The sequence below is a fragment of the Streptomyces sp. NPDC058534 genome (genome assembly GCF_042717365.1).
In the GTDB taxonomy this organism is placed as follows: domain Bacteria; phylum Actinomycetota; class Actinomycetes; order Streptomycetales; family Streptomycetaceae; genus Streptomyces.
Window position 1 is genome coordinate 20,220 of sequence record NZ_JBHXNW010000043.1, and the last position, 18,757, is coordinate 38,976.

Annotated in this window: 9 protein-coding genes; 3 read left to right on the plus strand and 6 right to left on the minus strand. The window is 69.9% G+C overall.

The features are described from left to right. Positions 1-125: 125 nt before the first annotated feature. Positions 126-3,119, minus strand: coding sequence for a family 16 glycoside hydrolase (locus ACFWR9_RS25085; RefSeq protein ID WP_383845924.1), 2,994 nt, complete (start codon positions 3,117-3,119; stop codon positions 126-128). 455 nt (positions 3,120-3,574) lie between these two features. Here ACFWR9_RS25085 and ACFWR9_RS25090 point away from each other — a divergent pair, with 455 nt between their 5' ends. Further along, on the plus strand, positions 3,575-7,966 hold the full coding sequence (locus ACFWR9_RS25090; RefSeq protein ID WP_383845926.1) for a S8 family serine peptidase: 4,392 nt from the start codon (positions 3,575-3,577) through the stop codon (positions 7,964-7,966). 59 nt (positions 7,967-8,025) lie between these two features. Then, on the plus strand, positions 8,026-9,765 hold the full coding sequence (locus ACFWR9_RS25095; protein ID WP_383845928.1) for a hypothetical protein: 1,740 nt from the start codon (positions 8,026-8,028) through the stop codon (positions 9,763-9,765). A gap of 97 nt (positions 9,766-9,862) precedes the next feature. Here the strand turns inward: ACFWR9_RS25095 and ACFWR9_RS25100 are convergent, their stop codons facing one another. The 4 genes from ACFWR9_RS25100 to ACFWR9_RS25115 are packed head-to-tail and all read right to left on the minus strand — an operon-like array spanning position 9,863 to position 13,783. Continuing rightward, positions 9,863-11,050: an NAD(P)/FAD-dependent oxidoreductase gene (locus ACFWR9_RS25100; RefSeq protein WP_383845930.1), complete on the minus strand. Its 1,188-nt coding sequence runs from the start codon at positions 11,048-11,050 to the stop codon at positions 9,863-9,865. A 59-nt stretch (positions 11,051-11,109) separates the two neighbouring features. Next, positions 11,110-11,886: an amino acid ABC transporter ATP-binding protein gene (locus ACFWR9_RS25105; RefSeq protein WP_383845932.1), complete on the minus strand. Its 777-nt coding sequence runs from the start codon at positions 11,884-11,886 to the stop codon at positions 11,110-11,112. Beyond that, positions 11,883-12,836 (minus strand): amino acid ABC transporter permease, encoded by a 954-nt coding sequence (locus ACFWR9_RS25110; protein WP_383845934.1) that lies wholly within the window; start codon positions 12,834-12,836, stop codon positions 11,883-11,885. Before ACFWR9_RS25110 ends, ACFWR9_RS25105 begins: the two co-directional genes overlap by 4 nt. After that, the gene (locus tag ACFWR9_RS25115; protein ID WP_383845936.1) at positions 12,833-13,783 is read right to left on the minus strand and encodes an ABC transporter substrate-binding protein; all 951 of its coding nucleotides are present in this window, start codon (positions 13,781-13,783) and stop codon (positions 12,833-12,835) included. Before ACFWR9_RS25115 ends, ACFWR9_RS25110 begins: the two co-directional genes overlap by 4 nt. A gap of 262 nt (positions 13,784-14,045) precedes the next feature. Between ACFWR9_RS25115 and ACFWR9_RS25120 the strand changes: the two genes are divergently transcribed. Then, positions 14,046-14,984: a LysR family transcriptional regulator gene (locus ACFWR9_RS25120; RefSeq protein WP_383845938.1), complete on the plus strand. Its 939-nt coding sequence runs from the start codon at positions 14,046-14,048 to the stop codon at positions 14,982-14,984. A 483-nt stretch (positions 14,985-15,467) separates the two neighbouring features. Here the strand turns inward: ACFWR9_RS25120 and ACFWR9_RS25125 are convergent, their stop codons facing one another. Further along, on the minus strand, positions 15,468-18,521 hold the full coding sequence (locus tag ACFWR9_RS25125) for a glycosyl hydrolase (protein ID WP_383845940.1): 3,054 nt from the start codon (positions 18,519-18,521) through the stop codon (positions 15,468-15,470). Positions 18,522-18,757 lie beyond the last annotated feature (236 nt).

The following is an 18,757-nucleotide window of genomic DNA, read 5'->3' on the forward strand; positions in this document are numbered from 1 at the left end:
TGCCGGTGTTGTGGTGGTGGGGGGGGGGGGCCCGGTGTGGTTGTGGTTAGCCCGGGCTGTCGCGGTGTGGGGGGGGCCCGGGGGTGCGGTCGCCCCCCCCCCCGCCTCGTGATCCTCGTGAGCCGTTACGACAGCGGCTCGATCCAGATGTTGCGATACCGCACCTTGTTGCCGTGGTCCTGGAGGCGGATGGCGCCCGCGGTCGGCCCCTCCGGAGCGCCTGCGCCGGTCGGGCCGCTGATGGCCACGTTGTCGTGGACGGTCACGCCGTTCCACACCACCGTGACGCGGGCGTCCTCCGTTTTGACGCCCTTGTCGTCGAAGCGTGCCGCGCGGAAGGTGATGTCGTACGTCTGCCAGGTGCCCGGCGGGCGGGCGGCGTTGGCGTCGGCGGCCTTCTGCTTGTAGATGGCGGCGGCCTCGTCGTCGGCGGGTGTGGTGTCGCCGAACGAGTCCAGGACCTGGATCTCGTAGCGTTCCTGGAGATAGATGCCGCTGTTGGCCCGGTTCTGGCCGGTCACCTCCGGGGGCAGCTCCGGCAGCCAGAACTCGGTGTGGAGCTTGAAGTCACCGAACGCCTGCTTCGTGCGCAGGTCGCCGCAGCAGACCTCCATCCCGCCGTCCGTCAGCGGCCACTGCGCGGTGCGCCCGTCCGTGTGCTGCCATGCCGCGCGGTCCGCGCCGTCGAACAGGACGACGCGCTCGCCCTTGGGATGCACGCTGATCATGTCGAGGTTGACGTGTCCCGTGTCGCCCTCGTCCACCCGGTAGGTGATGGTGTTGGCGCCCTTGCGCAGCTTCAGCGACTCGGTCCGCGTGGACCAGTTGGCCCAGCCGCCCGTACTGAGCAGGCTCGACTGCTTCACCTTGGTGCCGTTCACGTACAGGCTCACCGTCTTGGTGCCGGTGAAGGGGTTCGGACCGTTCGCGTACCGCAGGGCCACGTCGTAGGTGCCCTTCTTGTCCGCGTCGACGGTGAAGGAGGTGGCCGCGCCCTGGGTGCCGTAGCCGGCGACGAAGCCGCTGCCGGAGTAGCCCGTGTGGTCGGTGGCGACGCCCGCGCCGCCGGAGCGCTGGGCCTCCTCCGCCTCGTACGACGTTGTCGCGGGCTGCTTGCCGGGCATGGCGTTGAGCGTGTACCAGGCCTCGGTGCTCCACAGCGTCTCACCCTCGGCCGAGCTGAAGGGACGCGGCGAGCGGACGTGCACCACACGGTCCGGCTTGAGGCCCGTGATCTGCAGCGTGACCTTCTTCCGGTCCTTGGACAGCCGAGCGGAGGTCACGGCCAGGGTCTCCTCGTCGACCTTGGGCCCGCCGTACGACGGTGTCGGCACGTAGCGCCACTGCTCGACCTGGTAGCTCTCGGCGAGCTTGTCCGCCGTCTCCTGGGACAGCGGCTGGGTGTACTCCAGCTCGAATCCGCCCGACTTCGCCCGCATCGCCAGGATGTCGAACGCCTTACCGCCGTTGGGGGTGAGCTTCTGCAGGCCGTGGGTCAGCTTGCCCGCCTGGCCCCAGTTGCCGCCCGCGCCCAGTCCGCCCGCGTAGATCGCCCCGTCCGGCCCCTGGGTTATGCGGTTGACGCCCGCCTCCAGACCCTGTGTGTGGCGGAAGACGGCGCCTTGGTCCTTGCCCTTGACCTTCTCCAGGAAGGCGCGCTGCAGCCCGCCGTAGGTCACGTCGCCGAACAGCATCTGGCCGGCGTACGGGCCCTTCTTGAGGTGGATCGGCGTGCTGGGGGAGTTGGCTATCTCGTTCTGCGGCAGCCACAGCACCGGTTCGGTCACCGGCTGGTCGTCGAACGGGCCGGCCGGGTTGGTGTAGTGGTTGAAGAAGCGGTCGGGCTTGATGCGCACCAGCTTGGAGGCCGGTAGCCAGCCGCCCTGGTTGTCGGCGACGAAGATGTCGCCGCCGGGGCCCCAGCCGATGCCGTTCGGGGTGCGCAGGCCGCCGGCGAGATAGGTCACCTTGCCGGTCTTCTTGTTCACCTTGATCGTGGTGCCGCGGTTCGGCGCGGGCTGCGGGTCCGTCGTCGCGCCGCCGTAGTTGATCGCGACGGAGAGGTTGAGGTAGAAGTGCCCGTCGCGGTAGAGCATGCCGAAGGCGAACTCGTGGAAGTTGCCACCGTACGGCCAGGTCGCCACGGTGCGCTGCTTGTCGGTGACGTCGTCGCCGTCGGTGTCACGCAGCTCGGTGAGCTCGTGCTTCTGCGACACGTACAGGGCCCCGTCCAGAGCCTTGATGCCCATCGGCTCCTTGAGGCCGCTCGCGACCTTCTTCACCGTCACCTTGTCGGGACTCGTCTGTCCGGTGACGTTGTCGAGGAGATACACCTCGCCCTCGGTCTTGTCGGTGCCACCCCAGGTGGTGACGGCCATCCGACCGTCCGGGAGCCAGTCCATGCCGGTGACCTTCGGTTCGAAGCCGTCGGGCCGCAGGTCGGTCAGCGTGTAGTCGGGGTGTACGCCGTCCAGTGGCAGTCCGTCGCCCGGGGTGTCGGTGCCGCCCTCGCACTGCTTGCGGCCGGGGGCCGTCACCCGGACGACATCGGCCTCGGTGCTCAGGACGGAGTTCGGCACGAGGGAGAAGTCGGCCGAGCCCGGCGGCTTCCACTCCAGGGTGATCTGCTGGTCGTTGGATGCGTCGAAGTGGTCGATACGCAAGGCATGATGACCAGCCGTCAGTGTCGCGTTGCCGTCCTTGGGCTCGGCCGCGTGGAGGCCGTCGTGATCGATGACCGTCTGGTCGCCGATGGTCAGGCGTGAGCCGTCGTCGCTGGTCAGCCGGAAGGCGTAGGAGCCGTCCTCGGGCACCTCGATGTTGGCGGTCACCTGTGAGACGAAGTTGTCGCCGACGCCGAAGTCCTCGGTCGTGCTGAAGTCGATGTCGGGCATCAACTTGTCGACGTTAGGGGTCTGTCCGGGCTTGAGGGCGCAGATCTCCTTCATCGGTTGTCCGATGTCGAAGACGCGCAGTGTGACGCCCGGTTCCTGCGGCGGCAGGTCGTCGGCGGTGTCGGCGGCGCCGGCCGGTGCCGACGTGAAGCAGCCGAACAGGAACGAGACGGCGACCAGACCGGCCAGCCGTCCGCGGGATCTGGAGCGGGACCGTGAACTCATGCATCCTCCCCGGGGGCCACCCCGTGGAGGGGCCGCCCATGACGGTGGTACGGGACGACGAGGTGCTGCGGTCGGCGTGGGCCGACCCGAAGTGACGCCTGGTGTGCGTGTGATGCCTGAATGCGACTGGGCGTGGCATACCATAGAGGCCTTTTGCTCGCTGCGTCTACGAGTTTGTCATCAGTGAGTACAAACTCTGTTCTTGGAGGGGTGAAGTGCGCGGACGCGAGCTGCCCCACCTCCGGCGGCCTGGCGCTCTTCCGCCTCGGTGATCTCCGTCCGGCGTGGCGGGCTTCCGACAAGTCGCAAACCCGCAAGGGGAGTTCTCTTGTTGGTGCCCTGCCAACTTGGAATCGTCCTCCGAGATTCCCGGCAGTGCGTGCCGGACCGACCGGAGGACCCTCATGAGAACTGGCCCCCTGATCCGTCGAGGCAGATTGGGCCTGGCAGCAGGCGTGATACTCGCCCTCCTGATCACCGCCGTCGTCACCGCGGTCGTACCCGAACAGGCAGCGGCGAACGACAAGGTGGCGATGGAGCTCCGCTCCGCCATGAAGGACGATCCGACCACGTCCTTCTGGGTCCGCTTCAAGGACCGCCCGGACCTGGCTCAGGCCAAGGGCGAGAAGGACTGGGCCAAGCGCGGCGAGCTCGTCGTGAAGGCGCTCAAGGACAACGCGGCCCGCAGCCAGGCGGACGTGATCGAGCAGCTCGAGGCATCTGGCGCGGACTACAGCGCGTTCTACGTCTCCAATACCGTCTTCGTCCGGGGCGGCACGCTGGAGACCGCCGAGGAGCTGGCCACCGACTCCGGGGTCGCCTCCGTCGAGGCCGACCGCTCGTACGAGCTGCCCGACCCCGTCGAGACCAAGAAGCTGCCCGCCGTCCAGTCGGCGGCCGGCAAGGTCGAGTGGGGTGTCGAGTCCATCGGCGCGGACCGCGTCTGGGAGGAGTTCGAGGCGACCGGCGGCGGCATCGTCGTCGGCAGCATCGACAGCGGCGCCCAGTTCAACCACCCCGCGCTCGCGGGCTCCTACCGGGGCAACAAGGGCGACGGCACCTACGACCACAACCACAACTGGTTCGACCCGGCCAAGGTGTGCGACGACTCCAGTGTGCCGTGCGACAACAACGGCCACGGCACCCACACCATCGGCACCATGACCGGTGACGCCGGCGAGGGCAACCGCATCGGCGTCGCCCCCGGCGCCCAGTGGATCGCCGCCAAGGGCTGCGAGACGATCCGCTGCACCGAGGCCTCCCTCATGTCCGCCGCCCAGTGGATGCTCGCCCCGACCGACCTGGACGGCAACGACCCGCGTCCCGAGATGCGGCCCCACATCGTCAACAACTCCTGGGGCAACGACAACGGCGCCGCCACCGAGCCCTGGTTCGGCGACATAGTGGACGCCTGGACCGCGGCCGGCATGTTCCCGATGTTCTCCAACGGCAACGCCGGCCCGGGCTGCAGGACATCCGGCAGCCCCGGCGACTACATCTCCACCTACGCCGCGGGCGCGTACGACTCGAACGGCGCCATCGCCTCGTTCTCCGCGCGCGGTTCGGGTGAGGAGGACGAGGTCAAGCCCAACATCGCCGCCCCTGGTGTCGCCGTGCGCTCCGCGCGCCCCGGCAACGCCTACGCGGCGTTGAACGGCACCTCGATGGCCTCCCCGCACGTCGCGGGCGCCATCGCCCTGATGTGGTCCGCCGCTCCCGACCTCGTCGGCGACATCGACCGTACCCGCGCCCTCCTCGACGGCACCGCCGTCGACGTGGACGACACCGTCTGCGGCGGCACCGCCGAGGACAACAACGTCTGGGGCGAGGGCAAGCTCGACGTACTGTCCGCCATTTCCGAGGCCCCGGTCGACGGCGTCGGCACGCTCTCCGGCAAGGTCACCGACGCGAAGACCGGCGACCCGATCGGCGGCGTCCGGGTCGCCGTGGACGGCGAGTTCGACCGCGACCTGTCCACCCGCCCCGACGGCACCTTCACGGTGCGGCTGTCGGCCGGCGACTACCAGGTCTCCGTGTCCTCCTTCACCTACGTGGCCGAGACGGCCGACGTCACGGTCGGCGAGGACGCCACCGTCACCGCCGACTTCGCGCTGGAGCCCGCCGCCAAGGCCACCCTCAAGGGCACTGTCAAGGACGGCTCCGGCCAGGGCTGGCCGCTCTACGCCAAGATCACCGCCGACCAGTTGCCGGTCGAGCCCTGGTACACCGACCCGAAGACCGGTGAGTACGAGCTCACCCTCCCCGCGAGCGGTGACTACACGTTCACGGTCGAGCCCGTCGTGCCCGGATACAAGCCCGTGCAGAAGGCCGTCGACCTCAGCACCTCCCGTACCGAGAACTTCTCGGCCACGGTGAACATCGAGCGCTGCAAGGCCCCCGGCTACGCGGTCAAGGGGCTCTACGAGACCTTCGACGGCACGGAGCGGCCCGAGGGCTGGACCGTCGTCGACAAGGCCGACGGGGGCACCTGGGAGTTCGACGACCCGGACCCGCTCGGCAACCGCACCCCGCGCGGCGAGGGCAACTTCGCGAGCGTCAACAGCAAGTTCTACACCGCGGGCAAGGTCCAGGACACGTACCTGATCACCCCCGTGATCGACCTGTCCGGTGTCACCGAGCCGGAACTCGCGATGGAGACCGAGTACTTCGCCCCGGACTGGACCGACTCCACCGCCACCATCGAGCTCTCCACGGACGGCGGGAAGACCTGGGAACAGGTCTGGCAGCACAAGGACCCGACCGTCAAGGAGTCCATGCGGCTGCCCCTGCCGCAGGCCGCGGGCAAGTCCGCCGTGCAGGTCCGCTTCCACTACACCGGTGAGTACGACATGTGGTGGGAGATCGACGACGTCCTGATCGGCGAGCCGGCCTGCGAGCCGGTCCCCGGCAGCCTCGTCATAGGGCAGGTCACCGACCGCAACACGGACAAGCCCCTTGGCTCGACCGAGGTCCGCAGCCCCGACGGCGCCTCCACGACCGGCCGCTCCGGACCGACCCCGGGCGACGACGCCGTGGCCGACGGTCTGTACTGGTCCTTCCTGCCGACGGCGGCCGAGCAGAAGCTGACCGCGAAGCACGACGGGTTCACCGCGAAGACCAAGAACATCAAGGCCACCGAGGGCCGAATCACCTGGGTCGACTTCGATCTCGCCGCGGGACGGCTGAAGGCCGATCCCGGCAGGTTCGAGATCACCGAGGGCATGAACGGCACGGCCACCCGCGAGGTCACCCTGACCAACACGGGAACCGCGCCGGTCACCCCCCGCACCGCCGAGGACGGCGGCAACCCCCTCGCCGCCCGGACGGCGGCCGACCCGGGCAAGGTGCCCTCCATCGAGGTCGAGACCAAGGTCACCCCGGGCTGGATCGAACCCCGCACCGACGCACCCGCGGCCCCCGCCACGCAGCCCGACCCGGCTGCCGTGTCCGCGGCGGCTTCCACCGGGGGTGACAACTGGTCGACGATCGCCCCGTATCCGACGAGCCTCATGGACCCGTCCATCGGTGTCCACGACGGCAAGCTGTACTCGGTCGGCGGCTTCGACGGCGCCCGCACCACGCCGAAGGGCTTCGTCTACGACAACATCAACCAGCGCTGGGACCCGCTCCCCGACCTGCGGGCCGCCAGGCAGCGGGCGTCAGCCGCGTTCATCGACGACAAGCTCTACATCACCGGAGGCTGGGACAACAACGGCAAGCTCGTCGGCCTCACCGAGGTCTACGACCCGAAGGCCGGCACCTGGACCGGCGCCGCCACCCCGCCGCAGGGATACGCCGCCGCCGGCACCGCCGCCCTGGACGGCAAGCTGTACATGGTCGGCGGCTGTGGCCCCGCCAACGGCACCCTGGAAGGCGACTGCGGACGCACCGACGTCCAGGTCTACGACCCGGCGTCCGACACCTGGAGCAACGTCGCCGACTACCCGGTCTCGGCCGGCTGGGTCACCTGCGGTCCGATCGCCGGCAAGCTGTACTGCGCGGGCGGCATGAACTCCCGCAAGGGCCTGGTCAAGGAGGCCTACACCTACGACCCGGTCCACGACCACTGGTCACCGATCGCCCCTCTGCCGGTGCCCGCCTGGGCCTCCGCCTACAGCTCCGGCGGCGGCAAGTTCATGGTCAGCGGCGGTATCCGGGGCGGTCTGGTCACCGGCATCGCCACGAACGAGGGCTACGCCTACGACCCGGAGCGCGACGCCTGGTCGCCGATCGCCAACACCAAGTACCCGCTCTACCGGGCCGGAAGCGCCTGCGGCTTCCACATCATCGGCGGCGGGGCGGGCGGCTGGCCCGGCATGACCCGCGCGCAGGTCCTGTCCGGAACCGACTCCTGCGGCTCGGGCGACGTGGACTGGCTGTCCTCCGACGGCGCCCCCGCCACGATCAAGCCGGGCAAGTCGGCCACCGTCACCGTCACCGCGGACACCAGGAACCTGAACCAGCCCGGAAGTTACCTCGCCGGTCTGCAGATCCACAGCGACGCGCCCTACGCGACACCAGCGGTGGACGTCGCGCTCGACGTCACGCCGCCCCGCGGCTGGACGAAGGTCGATGTGACGGTCCTGTCCGCGAAGTGCGACAAGGAGGCGACCCCGCTCGCGGGCGCGTACCTCGAGATCGGCGAGGGCAGGAACGCCCTGGCACGCAAGTCCGACGGCAAGGGCAAGGCAAGTGTCTGGCTGCCCGCCCAGGACGTGAAGTCCATCCGTGTGATCGCCGGCAAGGACGGGCTGACGCCCGACATGACCCGGGTGAAGCCGCGGCGGAACGGCACCACAGCCGTCGAGCTGACCCTCACCCCGGCGGGCGGGTGCACGAACCGATGACACGACCCAGCACACACACTCGGCTGCGCCGGCCACTGGAGCCGGCGAAGGAGGGCCTGATGGCCATCGGAAAGAGACGACGGCGCGCCGTGGCCGTCGCGGCGCTGACCGCGCTGCTGGTGACCGGCATCTCGGCACAGGCCGCGGACACGGAGATCACCGTGTCCCGGAGCGAGGTGACATCCAACATCGAACTCGGGGGCAAGAGCACGGCGACGTTCACCGTCACCAACAACGGCTCTTCGTCCAAGCAGGTCCGACTGGCCGAGGCCGGCGGCGACTTCGTGATGCAGGACGTGCCCGACCGGGACCGCGGGGCCAGAAAGGGCGACGACACGGAGAAGGGCGCCGAGAAGCTCCTCGTCCCCACCGAGGACGACGGCGGCCGGCTCGGCGCGAAGACGTCCGGCGCGCAGACACCGCGGCAGACGGCTCCCGCCGACGCCGGCACCATGGTCGCACCCTGGACCGACATCACGGCGTTCCCGGTGCCCGTGATGGACAACCTGGTCGCCAACCACAACGGCAAGATCTACTCGGTCGCCGGTACCTCCAACAACAAGCTGCTCCAGTCGGTCCACGTCTACGACCCGGCCACCTCGGCCTGGTCGCAGGCCTCCCCCCTGAAGCAGCAGCGGCAGAAGCCCAACGGAGCCTTCGTCGACGGCAAGCTCTACGTCGCCGGCGGCTGGCTCTACAGCGGCATGGCCACCGATCTCGAGATCTACAACCCGGACACCGGCAACTGGAGCCTCGGGGCACCGCCCCCGGTGCCGCTCGCCGCGTCCGGCACGGCGGTCGTCGACGGCAGGATGTATCTCGTCGGCGGCTGCGACGACGGCACGTGCGGCAAGACGACGGTGCAGTCCTACGACCCGAAGACCGACAGCTGGGAGGCCAAGGCCCCCTACCCGCTGCCCGTCTCCTGGTCGTCCTGCGGCGAGGTCAACGACAAGCTGTACTGCGCGGGCGGCATCAGCAACGCCGACGGCGCCACCGCCACCGCCCACGAGTACGACCCGGCCACCGACACCTGGACCGCGCTGCCCGACATGCCCGGCGCCCTGTGGGGCTCCGGGTACACGGCGACCGCCGGCCAGCTGGTGATCTCCGGCGGCAACACGGGGGAGGCCGCGACCAACATCGGCTACGCCTACGACGTCGAGGGCCAGGCCTGGGAGGCGCTGCCCAACTCCAACCACGCCACCTACCGCGGCGGCAGCACCTGCGGCCTGTACCGGATCGGCGGCACGCCCGGCGCCGGGTTCGTCGGAAGCACGACCGGTGAGCTGCTGCCCGGTTACGACGCCTGCGGTGCGGACGTCGCCTGGCTGTCCGTGGACAACGACCGGTTCGCTCTGGAGCCGGGCGAGAAGCGGACCGTCACCGTCACCATGGACGGAGCCGCGGTGACCCAGCCGGGCACGTACAACGCGACGCTGAAGATCGGCACGAACGAGGCCGACGTCGTCGACCCGGTGGCGGTGAAGATGACGGTCACGGCGCCCCGCAAGTGGGGCAAGATCTCCGGCGTCGTCACGTCGGCCAAGTGCTCGGGATCGGCGGAGCCGCTGGAGGGTGTGACGGTCGTCCTGTCGTCCGCCAAGGCGTCCCAGACCGTGACGACGGGCAAGGACGGCGTCTACCAGCTGTGGCTGGACAAGCAGCAGAGCCCCGTGACGGTTCTCGTCACCAAGGACGGCTGGCGGTCCGACTCCGCCGTCGTCAAGATCCAGAAGGGGGTCGACGTCACCAAGTCGTTCGGCCTCGACCCGTACCCCTTCTGCTCCGGCAGCTGAGCACGGCACGTCTCCACATCAAGGCGCCTGACCGGGTGCGATCTCTTCCCGGTCAGGCGCCTGCCGCCGTAGTGCCTTCGCTGAGGCGCCGTCCTGCTCAGGCCGCCGTGATCGCGGCTGCCCCACTCATGACCCGCACGCTCTCGTCGGCCACGTCCGTGGCGGGAGTGCGGTCCGGGCGGTAGTCCGCGAGCTCCGCGGCGGAAGAGCCCTCGACGATTTCATGCGCGGCGAGCAGACCGAGTGCCGGCGCCAGGGTCACACCGCTGTGCGTGACGACCGTGTAAAGACCGGGAGTCGCGGCGGCACAGCCGACGAGAGGAAGCCCGTCCGCCGGCACCGGACGCACTCCCAGCCGCACGCCCGCCATCCCGGCGGCGCGCAGGGGCGTGAACACCTCGCGGCCCAAGCGGTGCAGTTCCCGTTCCAGCGCGGGGGCAGCCTGCCGCGCCGCGTCCGCCGTACCCTCGGCATCCGGCGGCAGCATGGCGTCCACCGGCCATGAGATCGAGACGACCCGCCCGTCGGGCGCCGGCCGCAGATCGACACCGGGCGTGGCCAGGATCGCCCCGAGCCGGTCCTGCTCCGGCAGTCGCGTGCTCTCACCGACGAGCCCCGGCACACGCTTCAGCGGTAGGGACGCGCCCGCCAGCGCGGCGATGCGCCCCGCGTCCGGCCCCGCGCAGTTGACCACCCAGTCCGCTTCGAAGCGGCGGCCCTCAGCCACCACGCCGGTGACGCGCTCGCCCGTGCGCAGGACGCTGGTGACACGCAGCCCGTACCGGATGTCGGCGCCGCGCAGTGCTGCCCGGTCGAGCAGCCGTCGGGTGAACAGCGGAGCGTCGTACCATGAGGCCTGCTCATGGACGACCAGTTCGTCGGCGCGGCAGGCGGCGGGGGAGACCCCCGGGGCCAGCTCGTCCAGTTCGGAGCGGTCGGCGGTGCGGCACGCGTGGCCCCACCCGCGCAGCCGCTCGGCCCGCTCACGAATGACGTGCTGCTCCTGCTCGGTGTGGCCCCACTGCACCAGTGGAACGCGGTGGTGCCAGTCCGACCCGTCGAGTTCCTCGCCGAGCTGGTGGTGCAGCTCCGCTCCGTGCCGGTTCAAGGTGTAGTAGCTGTGCGGTGTCTTGAGGTGGCTGACGTCGATGGAGAAGGTGGCGCTGGACGTGCCGGCGGCCGGCCCACCGGCTTCGATCACGGTGACGCGGGCACCGGCCTTCGCCAGATGGTGCGCCACGGAGGCACCGAGCACGCCGGCTCCGACGACGAGGACACTGGGCATGGGTCTTTCCTTTGCGGGACGAGAACGATGGGGTTGCCGTGGGGGAGGGGCCGAACCGGTCAGGCGACCTTGCCGAGGAAGGCCCGGGTGCGTGCGTGGCGGGGAGAGCCGAGCACATCGGCGGGCGTGCCGGACTCGACGACGACACCGCCGTCCATGAACACGAGCGAGTCGCCGACCTCCCGCGCGAAGCCCATCTCGTGAGTGACGACGATCATCGTCATGCCCTCGTCGGCGAGTGCGCGCATCACATCGAGGACCTCGCCGACCAGCTCGGGGTCGAGCGCGGAGGTGGGCTCGTCGAACAGCATCAGTGCCGGCCGCATCGCCAGGGCCCTGGCTATCGCCACGCGCTGCTGCTGGCCGCCCGACAGCTGGGACGGGTAGGAGCCGGCACGGCCGGCCAGACCGACCCGTGCCAGCAGGGCCTGGGCGCGCTCCCGGGCCTCGGCCTTGGACTCTTTCCTGACCAGGACCGGGGCCTCCATGACGTTCTCCAGCGCGGTCATGTGCGGGAAGAGGTTGAAGCGCTGGAAGACCATGCCGATGCCGCGCCGCTGCCGTGCGATCGCCGCGTCGGTGAGCTGGTGCACGCGGCCGTCACGCTCCTCGTAGCCGATGAGTTCGCCGCGTACGTACAGCCGTCCGGCGTCAATGGTCTCCAGGTGGTTGATGCACCGCAGGAAGGTCGACTTGCCGGACCCGGACGGGCCGACCAGGCACATGACCTCCCCGGCGGCGACCGTCAGATCGATCCCCTTGAGCACCTCGGTCCTGCCGAAACTCTTGTGCACTCCCTCGGCGCGTACGACAGGTGAGGCGTTGGCCGGTGTCATCGGTGCTCCTTGAGGGCGGGCCGGCGAGTGGCGAAGGCGCCGTGCAGACGCTGCAGCGGCGTGGGCGGCAGATCACGGCTCGCGCCGCGTCCGTAACGGCGCTCCAAGTAGTACTGGCCGACACTCAGTACGGAGACGGCCAGCAGGTACCAGGCGCAGGCCACGGTCAGCAGCGGGATCTGCTGGAAGTTGCGGGAGTAGATCGCCTGGATGGAGGTGAGCAGTTCCGGCACCGCGATCACCGATACCAGCGAGGTCGTCTTCAGCATGGAGATGACCTGGTTGCCGGTCGGCGGGATGATGACGCGCAGCGCCTGCGGCAGCACGATGCGCCGAAGCGTCTGACGCCGGGTCATGCCGAGCGCGTTCGCGGCCTCGGTCTGCCCCTCGTCCACCGAGGCGATGCCGGAGCGGACGATCTCCGCCATGTACGCGGCCTCGTGCAGCCCCAGCCCGAGCAGTGCGGCCGTTGTCTGGGTCACCAGCGCGTTCGTGTCGGACTCGACGAAGGTCGGTCCCCAGGGCACGCCCAGGCCGACTTCCGGGACGACCGCGGCGAGGAAGTACCAGAACAGTAGCTGGACCAGGAGGGGGGTGCCACGGAACGCCCAGATGTACAGCCAGCTCAGCCGGGACAGCAGCGGGTTGGCGGACCGGCGCATCACGGCCAGTGCGACACCGCCCGCGATGCCGATGGCCATGGCGGCCGCCGTCAGCCAGAGCGTGGTGGCCAGTCCTTCGAGGACGACGGGCGCGAAGAGATGGTCACCGACCGTCGCCCACTGCATCCGCTCGTTCGAGGCCCAGCCCTCCAACAGGAAGACCAACAGGAACATCAGGACCGCCGAGGCGATCCAGCGGCCCGGCCGCCGCACCGGCACCGCGTCGAGCTCCCTGCGGGCACCCGTCGTCTTGATCACCCGGGTGGTGTGAAGGGCGGAGTCGCTCATGACGGGGTGCCGCCGTTCACCGTGGCGCTGTCGAGGGCTCCTGATTCGACGTCCCAGCGCTTCAGGATCTCCGCGTACGCCCCGTTGTCCATGAGCTTCTGCAGGGCCTGTCGCACGGCCTCGGCCATCTCCTCGTCCTGCTTGTTCACCAGGATTCCGTAGGGCAGGAAGCGATACGGTTCGCCGACCTGGCGCAGCCGGCCCTGGGACTGCTTGGCCTGATGGGCGACGGTGGGCGTGCCGCCGACGAAGGCGTCGGCACGGCCGGTGGACAGGGCCTGGAAGCAGCCGATGGAGTCGGGGAACACCAGCGGCTCCACGGCGGGCTCGCCGGCGGCCTCGCACTTCTGGGCCTGCTTCTCGACGTCGTCGACCTGGGCCGTGCCGTTCTCCACCGCGGCGGTCCTGCCGCACAGATCGGCCAGCGTCCCGATCGTCTCCGCGTTCTTCTCCTGTACCAGGATCGCGCTGCTGGTCTTGAAGTAGTCGACGAACGTCACGTGCTCCCGGCGTTCCGGCTTGTCGAGCATGGCCTGGATCGCGAGGTCGTAGCGGCGTGACTGGACGCCGCCGATGATGCTGTCGAAGTTCGCCTTGGAGAACTTCACCTCGACGCCGAGCACCTGGCCGATCGCCCTCATGAGCTCCGGCTCCATGCCGACCAGCGTCTTGTTGTCCGAGCCGAGGGAAACCAGGGGCGGGTAGTCGTCACCCTCCGCAACGGCGAGTTCACCGGAGTCCTGGACCTTCTGCGGGAGCAGCGCCGCGAGCTTCGGATCCTTCTTCTGTGCGGCCGGTCCCTCCCCTGCGGATCCCGGCAGGGCCGCGTCCGTGGAGGACGTGCCGCCGCACGCGGCCAGCAGCGGGAGAAGTCCGGCCAGCGCCACGCCCGCGACTGTGGCGCGCCTCGTCCGGCGGGCGTGCGGCCCGGGGAGCCGTATGTCCATGGCAGTGCCCTTCCCTGGGTGGGCCGGCCATGTCCTGGCCGGTCAATGCCGCTCAATCTGCGGCAGGGAGACCCACAACACAAGATGAATCAGAATGAACGTTGCGGCACACATTGTTCAGCTGAGCTGTCGCTCGACGGCAGGCGCGATCTCGATCTCACCAGCTGGGGAGCTGTTCAGCGGCTGACTTCTCCCGGTGGCACGGGACTTCCACGGCGTAGGCCCATGGCGTCGTGGACGGAATCGTTGTTAAGTTCTGCTGATGCTGACCCCGATTCAGTTGCAGGCGATCCGCGATGTGGTCGCCACCGGTTCGCTGCGCACCGCGGCCCGTCGTCTCGGCTACTCCCCATCAGCCGTTTCCCAGCAGATCGCCTCCGTGGAGCGGGCCCTCGGAGTGCCGCTGTTCGAGCGCTCACCCCGCAGCGTCCGGCCGACGGCCGCCGGCTCCCAACTCGCTCGCAGGGCGTCCAGGTTGCTCGCCGATCTGGAGGCCGCCGAGGACGAGATGCGGTCCTTCGCCGCGGCCGAGCGCGGGCGCCTGCATCTGGGGAGCTTCTGGTCGGCGGGCTTCCGTCTGATGCCGGCCGTCCTCACCGACTTCCTGCGAGACCGCCCGCACGTCGACGTCCGCTACGAGGAGGGCGATCCGCCGGTCACTCTGCCCGCCGTCGCGGAGGGCCGCCTCGACCTCGCCGTGATCTTCGAGTACGGCACGGTACCGCGCAACGATCCGTCGGACCTCGAAAGGAACCTGATCCTGGAGGAGCCGCTGTACGTCCTGGTGCCCAAGGGGCACCGGCTGGCCCGCCGCAAACGGGTGCAGGTCGGTGATCTCTCGGCGGAACGCTGGATCTGCTACCGGGAGGACACGGACGCGGCCCGCTCCCTCTTTCGCATCTGTGCCGAGGGAGGCTTCCAGCCCGAGGTCCTCTTCCGTACCAACGACTACAACCTCCCCTTCGAGCTGGTGCGGAACGGGCTGGGCGTCGCCATCGTGCCCGAACTCGCGTTGAGCAAGTCGGAGGACGTGCATCTGATCCGGCTCGCCAACCCCGCCTACGTCCGCAGGGTGTTCGCCGTCCGGCGGTCGGGGGATCCGAACCCGTTCCTGGACCAGGCCGTGGCGGTGCTGCGCACGGCAGCGGCCGCGATCGACCGGCAGTCGTCGTGGACGGCGGACATGCCCACGGCCGTGTAGCGCCATCGGCCGGTCGCGGGGCTACCGACGTCCGTGTGATCACGAAAAGGCAACGGGTCATGGTTCGCACCCGCACCTCTGACGGGGTACCGGGTATTCACCACGTGTCAGGACCGTGTGCTCGCCGGGCAGCGGCCGTCGCGCTGCCGTTCGGCTTCGTGGCCCACGCCGACGAGAGCTCCGCCCGGGCGTACGCCGGTCTGCCCTCCGGCACCAAGCAGGCCAAGACGCTCGTCATCGGGGGCGACAGCGCAGCGTTCGCCGCCTTCGCCCGCGCCGACGTACCGCTCAATGAGGCTTCCGTCGCCACCGTCTCGTACGCCACGACCTACCGGGTCGCCCTACCGGGCGAACGCCCACACGTTCGCCCGGTACACCGTGACCAACAGCGCCTTCCGGACCGTCGGCCAGGTCGCGTTCGAGCGCCCTGGCCGTCCTCGGAGCACCGGCGGCAAGGGGCGGGGCCGGCCGGAGAGCGGACGGTCAGCTGTCGGCGACGGCCCGGCCGTACGGAACGAGTCGCACCGGGCCGACGAGTCCGTAGTTCTGCTTCTTGGCCGCCCCGAACACCGGGGCGTTGGAGACGCGCAGCCGATTGATCAGCGAGGTGGCGACCTCCACCTCGATCGTGTTGGTGCCGCGGCGCAGGTAGGGGCCGACGTCGACGACGGTGGTCAGCTGGTCCGCGGGCGGCAGGGCGCGTCCGTTGACCGTGACCCGGTAGGTGTCGTAGACCTCGCCCAGTTCCAGCAGGGCACCGTGGCCGCCGGTCCAGGCGGCGCCCAGCTTCACCGTGGTGCGGTACCTGCCCATGCCCGAGGCATCGGTCAGCTCCGGGATCTCGGGCCAGGGCTTGAGGCCGTCGAGCTCGACGGTGCGCCGGGTCTTGGTGGTGCTCGACGCGGTGACGCCCGGCGTCCAGTCCTCGGCGCTCAGTTTCCAGCGGGTGAGCTCGATCGGCTCGGCGACCTTCTCGATGGTCGCGCTGACGGTGGCGCCGTCCTGGAGGGTCGTGGTGTAGGTGGCCGGCCGCGTGTCGCGGATCTCCAGCCGGCCGCCCTTGGCGCGACGGACCTCGGACGCCTGGCTGGACGTCGCGTGCCAGCGGGGCGCGGGGCCGGGTATCCACTTGCCGGGCCGGGCCGTCGCGATGATCGTCGTGGCTCCCGGTTCCAGCGCGATGCGGAGCCGGATGCGTCCGTCGTCGAGGCGCGTGTAGGTGGCGAGCGGTTCGATCGTGCCGGTCCAGGCGTCCAGCACGTAGGGGACCACGTCCGGCCTGCGGGTCGTGAGCGTGACGTCGTGGCTGATGGGCGTGCCGGTCGAACCCTTCTTGCCGACCGCGTCGTTGGCGAAGAAGTAGTAGTCGGCCTCCGTGTCCGCCCGGTGGGCGTGCAGCAGCATCGACGACTGTGCGTACTCGACGTCGCGCTTCAGACCCAGCGCGGCGATGCCCTGCGGGACGTCGGGGCGGTCGGGGACGTTGGACACGCTGGGCTGCGCGAGCAGTTCGGAGATCAGCTTCAGCAGGCGCTCGTTGTCGCCCTCCTTCGGCAGTCCGGGCACGTGCCCGTCCTTCCAGTCCCCGATGACGATGATCGGAAGGCCCTTCCTGGCGTAGCCGACGAGCTTCTCGGCGACATCGAGCTGCAGTGTGTGCTCACGGCCGATCATGACGTCGCCGTCGACGAGGAGCGCCTTGAACGCCGGGCCGTCGGGTGCGAGGCGGCCGTCGCGCACCACGGCGCTGGGCAGGGAGAGCAGGCGCGGGCTGAGGAAGAGGTGCGTCCAGCCGACCGGAACGCCGTCGCCGGTGAACCAGGAGGCGCCGAGCCCGGAACCGGCGTACCCCTTCTGCCACAGCACGCCGATGTCGACCTTGTTGACGCCGGTCTGCAGGACCTGCTGCGTGCGGCTCAGGTAGCCGGCGACGTCGGCGGCGTGACCCCAGGTCGGCTGGCGGGGACCCCAGGCCTCGCCGTAGCCGGCACCGCCGTCGTACGGCGAGAAGGCGGCGAAGCCGGGCCACGCCGCACCCGGGGCGTCGGCGTACGCGAAGCCGTGGAAGACGGCCTGGTTGACGCCGGCCGCGTACTGGGTGACGAGCTTCTTGAGGGTGGCGTCCCAGGTGGTCGCGTAGGCGCCGCCCGCGGTGCCGCCCGCCTCGTTGGACAGCACCAGCTTGCCGCCCATGTCACGGCCGCCGGCCAGACAGCGGAAGTCGTCGAGGTTCTTGAACCCGAGCGACTCACCCTCCGGCTGGTCCAGCAGCGCTGCCTTGTACATCGCGTCGGTCTCCAGGCCGTACGGCTGGATGCGCAGCTGAAGGCCGAGGCTGTGCGCCCACTTCTGCACCGGAAGCAGGTGGTTCTCGATGTACAGCTCGGTGACCACGTCCATGTAGTCACGGCGGACGGCCTTGTTGGTGGCGTCGTCGAACGCGAAGGCGTACTTCTCCTTCGTCTCGAGAAGCACCGGCAGATAGGGCAGAAGCGAATAGCCCATGCGGCGCTCGAACTCGGCCATGATGCCCGGCGTCCACAGCGTCGCGTGCGTCTCGATCTCGATGGAGTCCTCGTAGAGCGCGCCTCCGGTCTCGCGCAGCAGCTTGCGCATGCGCGGGGTGAGGATGCGGTTCTCCCAGAAGTCGATCACGGCCCGCGTGCCGGCCTCGCTGAAGTGGTCGACGACATAGCTCAGCGGGCTGGTGTGCGCGGGGCCCTCGGGGCGCTGGCCGGAGCCGCGTTCGTAGCAGGCGATGACGAGCCAGGCGCCGTCGTCCGGCGCCGTCCACTCGAGCCGGTCCTCCGAGACACGGGAGGTGAGATCGGTGACCGAGTCCTTCTCGAGCCGGGCGGGGAAGGCGGTGGGCGAGGTCCCGGCGACGACGCGGGCGGCGTGCACGGACCGCACCTTGCGGGCGGTCACCCCGGAGCTGGGGGCGGTCACGGGCTCGGGGAGCGGGCCGGTGAACGCCGTTCTGCCGGGAACGACGGCGACGCCGTGTGCCAGCTCCTTGATCGCGGCCTTGCTGTCGGGTGTGATCCCGGGAACGGCGGCCGGCCAGGCCGGACCGATGGTGAGGTCGACGACGATGTCGCGCTTCCTGGCCTGACGCAGGGCCGTCTCGACGGCGGCGACCCAGGCGGGTGTGCCCCACCCATGACGGGAGGGGTCGATCGGCTCGGAGACGCTGTGGGTGACGGCCGCGATCTCCACGCCGCCGAAACCGGCGGCAGCTATCTGGTCGATCTCCCGCTTGATCTCCTCCGGGTCGACCAGCGCGTCCGGCCACCACCAGCGGAACCTGGGCCGTACCCGTGCTCCGGGGGAGGCGAACGAACGGGCGAAGGCGCCGCCGGGCTTCCTCGCCGTGGAGCCGGTTGTCGCCGTCGACGCCCCTGCCGCGGGGGCGACCGCGGCCGTGGCCGCCGGCTGGGCCGCCGCGGCACCGGCCGCCGCCGTCATCTTGAGCAGAGCCCGCCGCCGCAGGCTGCCGTGCTCCGAGGTGTCTTCCTGCCCAGGTGTGTGTCTCATCGGCCTCATTTGAACGTTTTAATTGCCAGCCTGGAACATACGCAGCCCACGGTGCGGTCGCAAGGCTTCGGCGGAGGCGGATCGTCCGATCGTTCGGCGATGACACCGAGAAGGGCTGTTACCAGCAAGTACGTTGCGGATGCGGTGGCGTGACGCGAACTTTTGGAGCCGGTTCGCACCGGCGGAACCCTTGACGCGCATGAAAGCTCCGCTTACTTTTCCGTTCGGCTGACAAA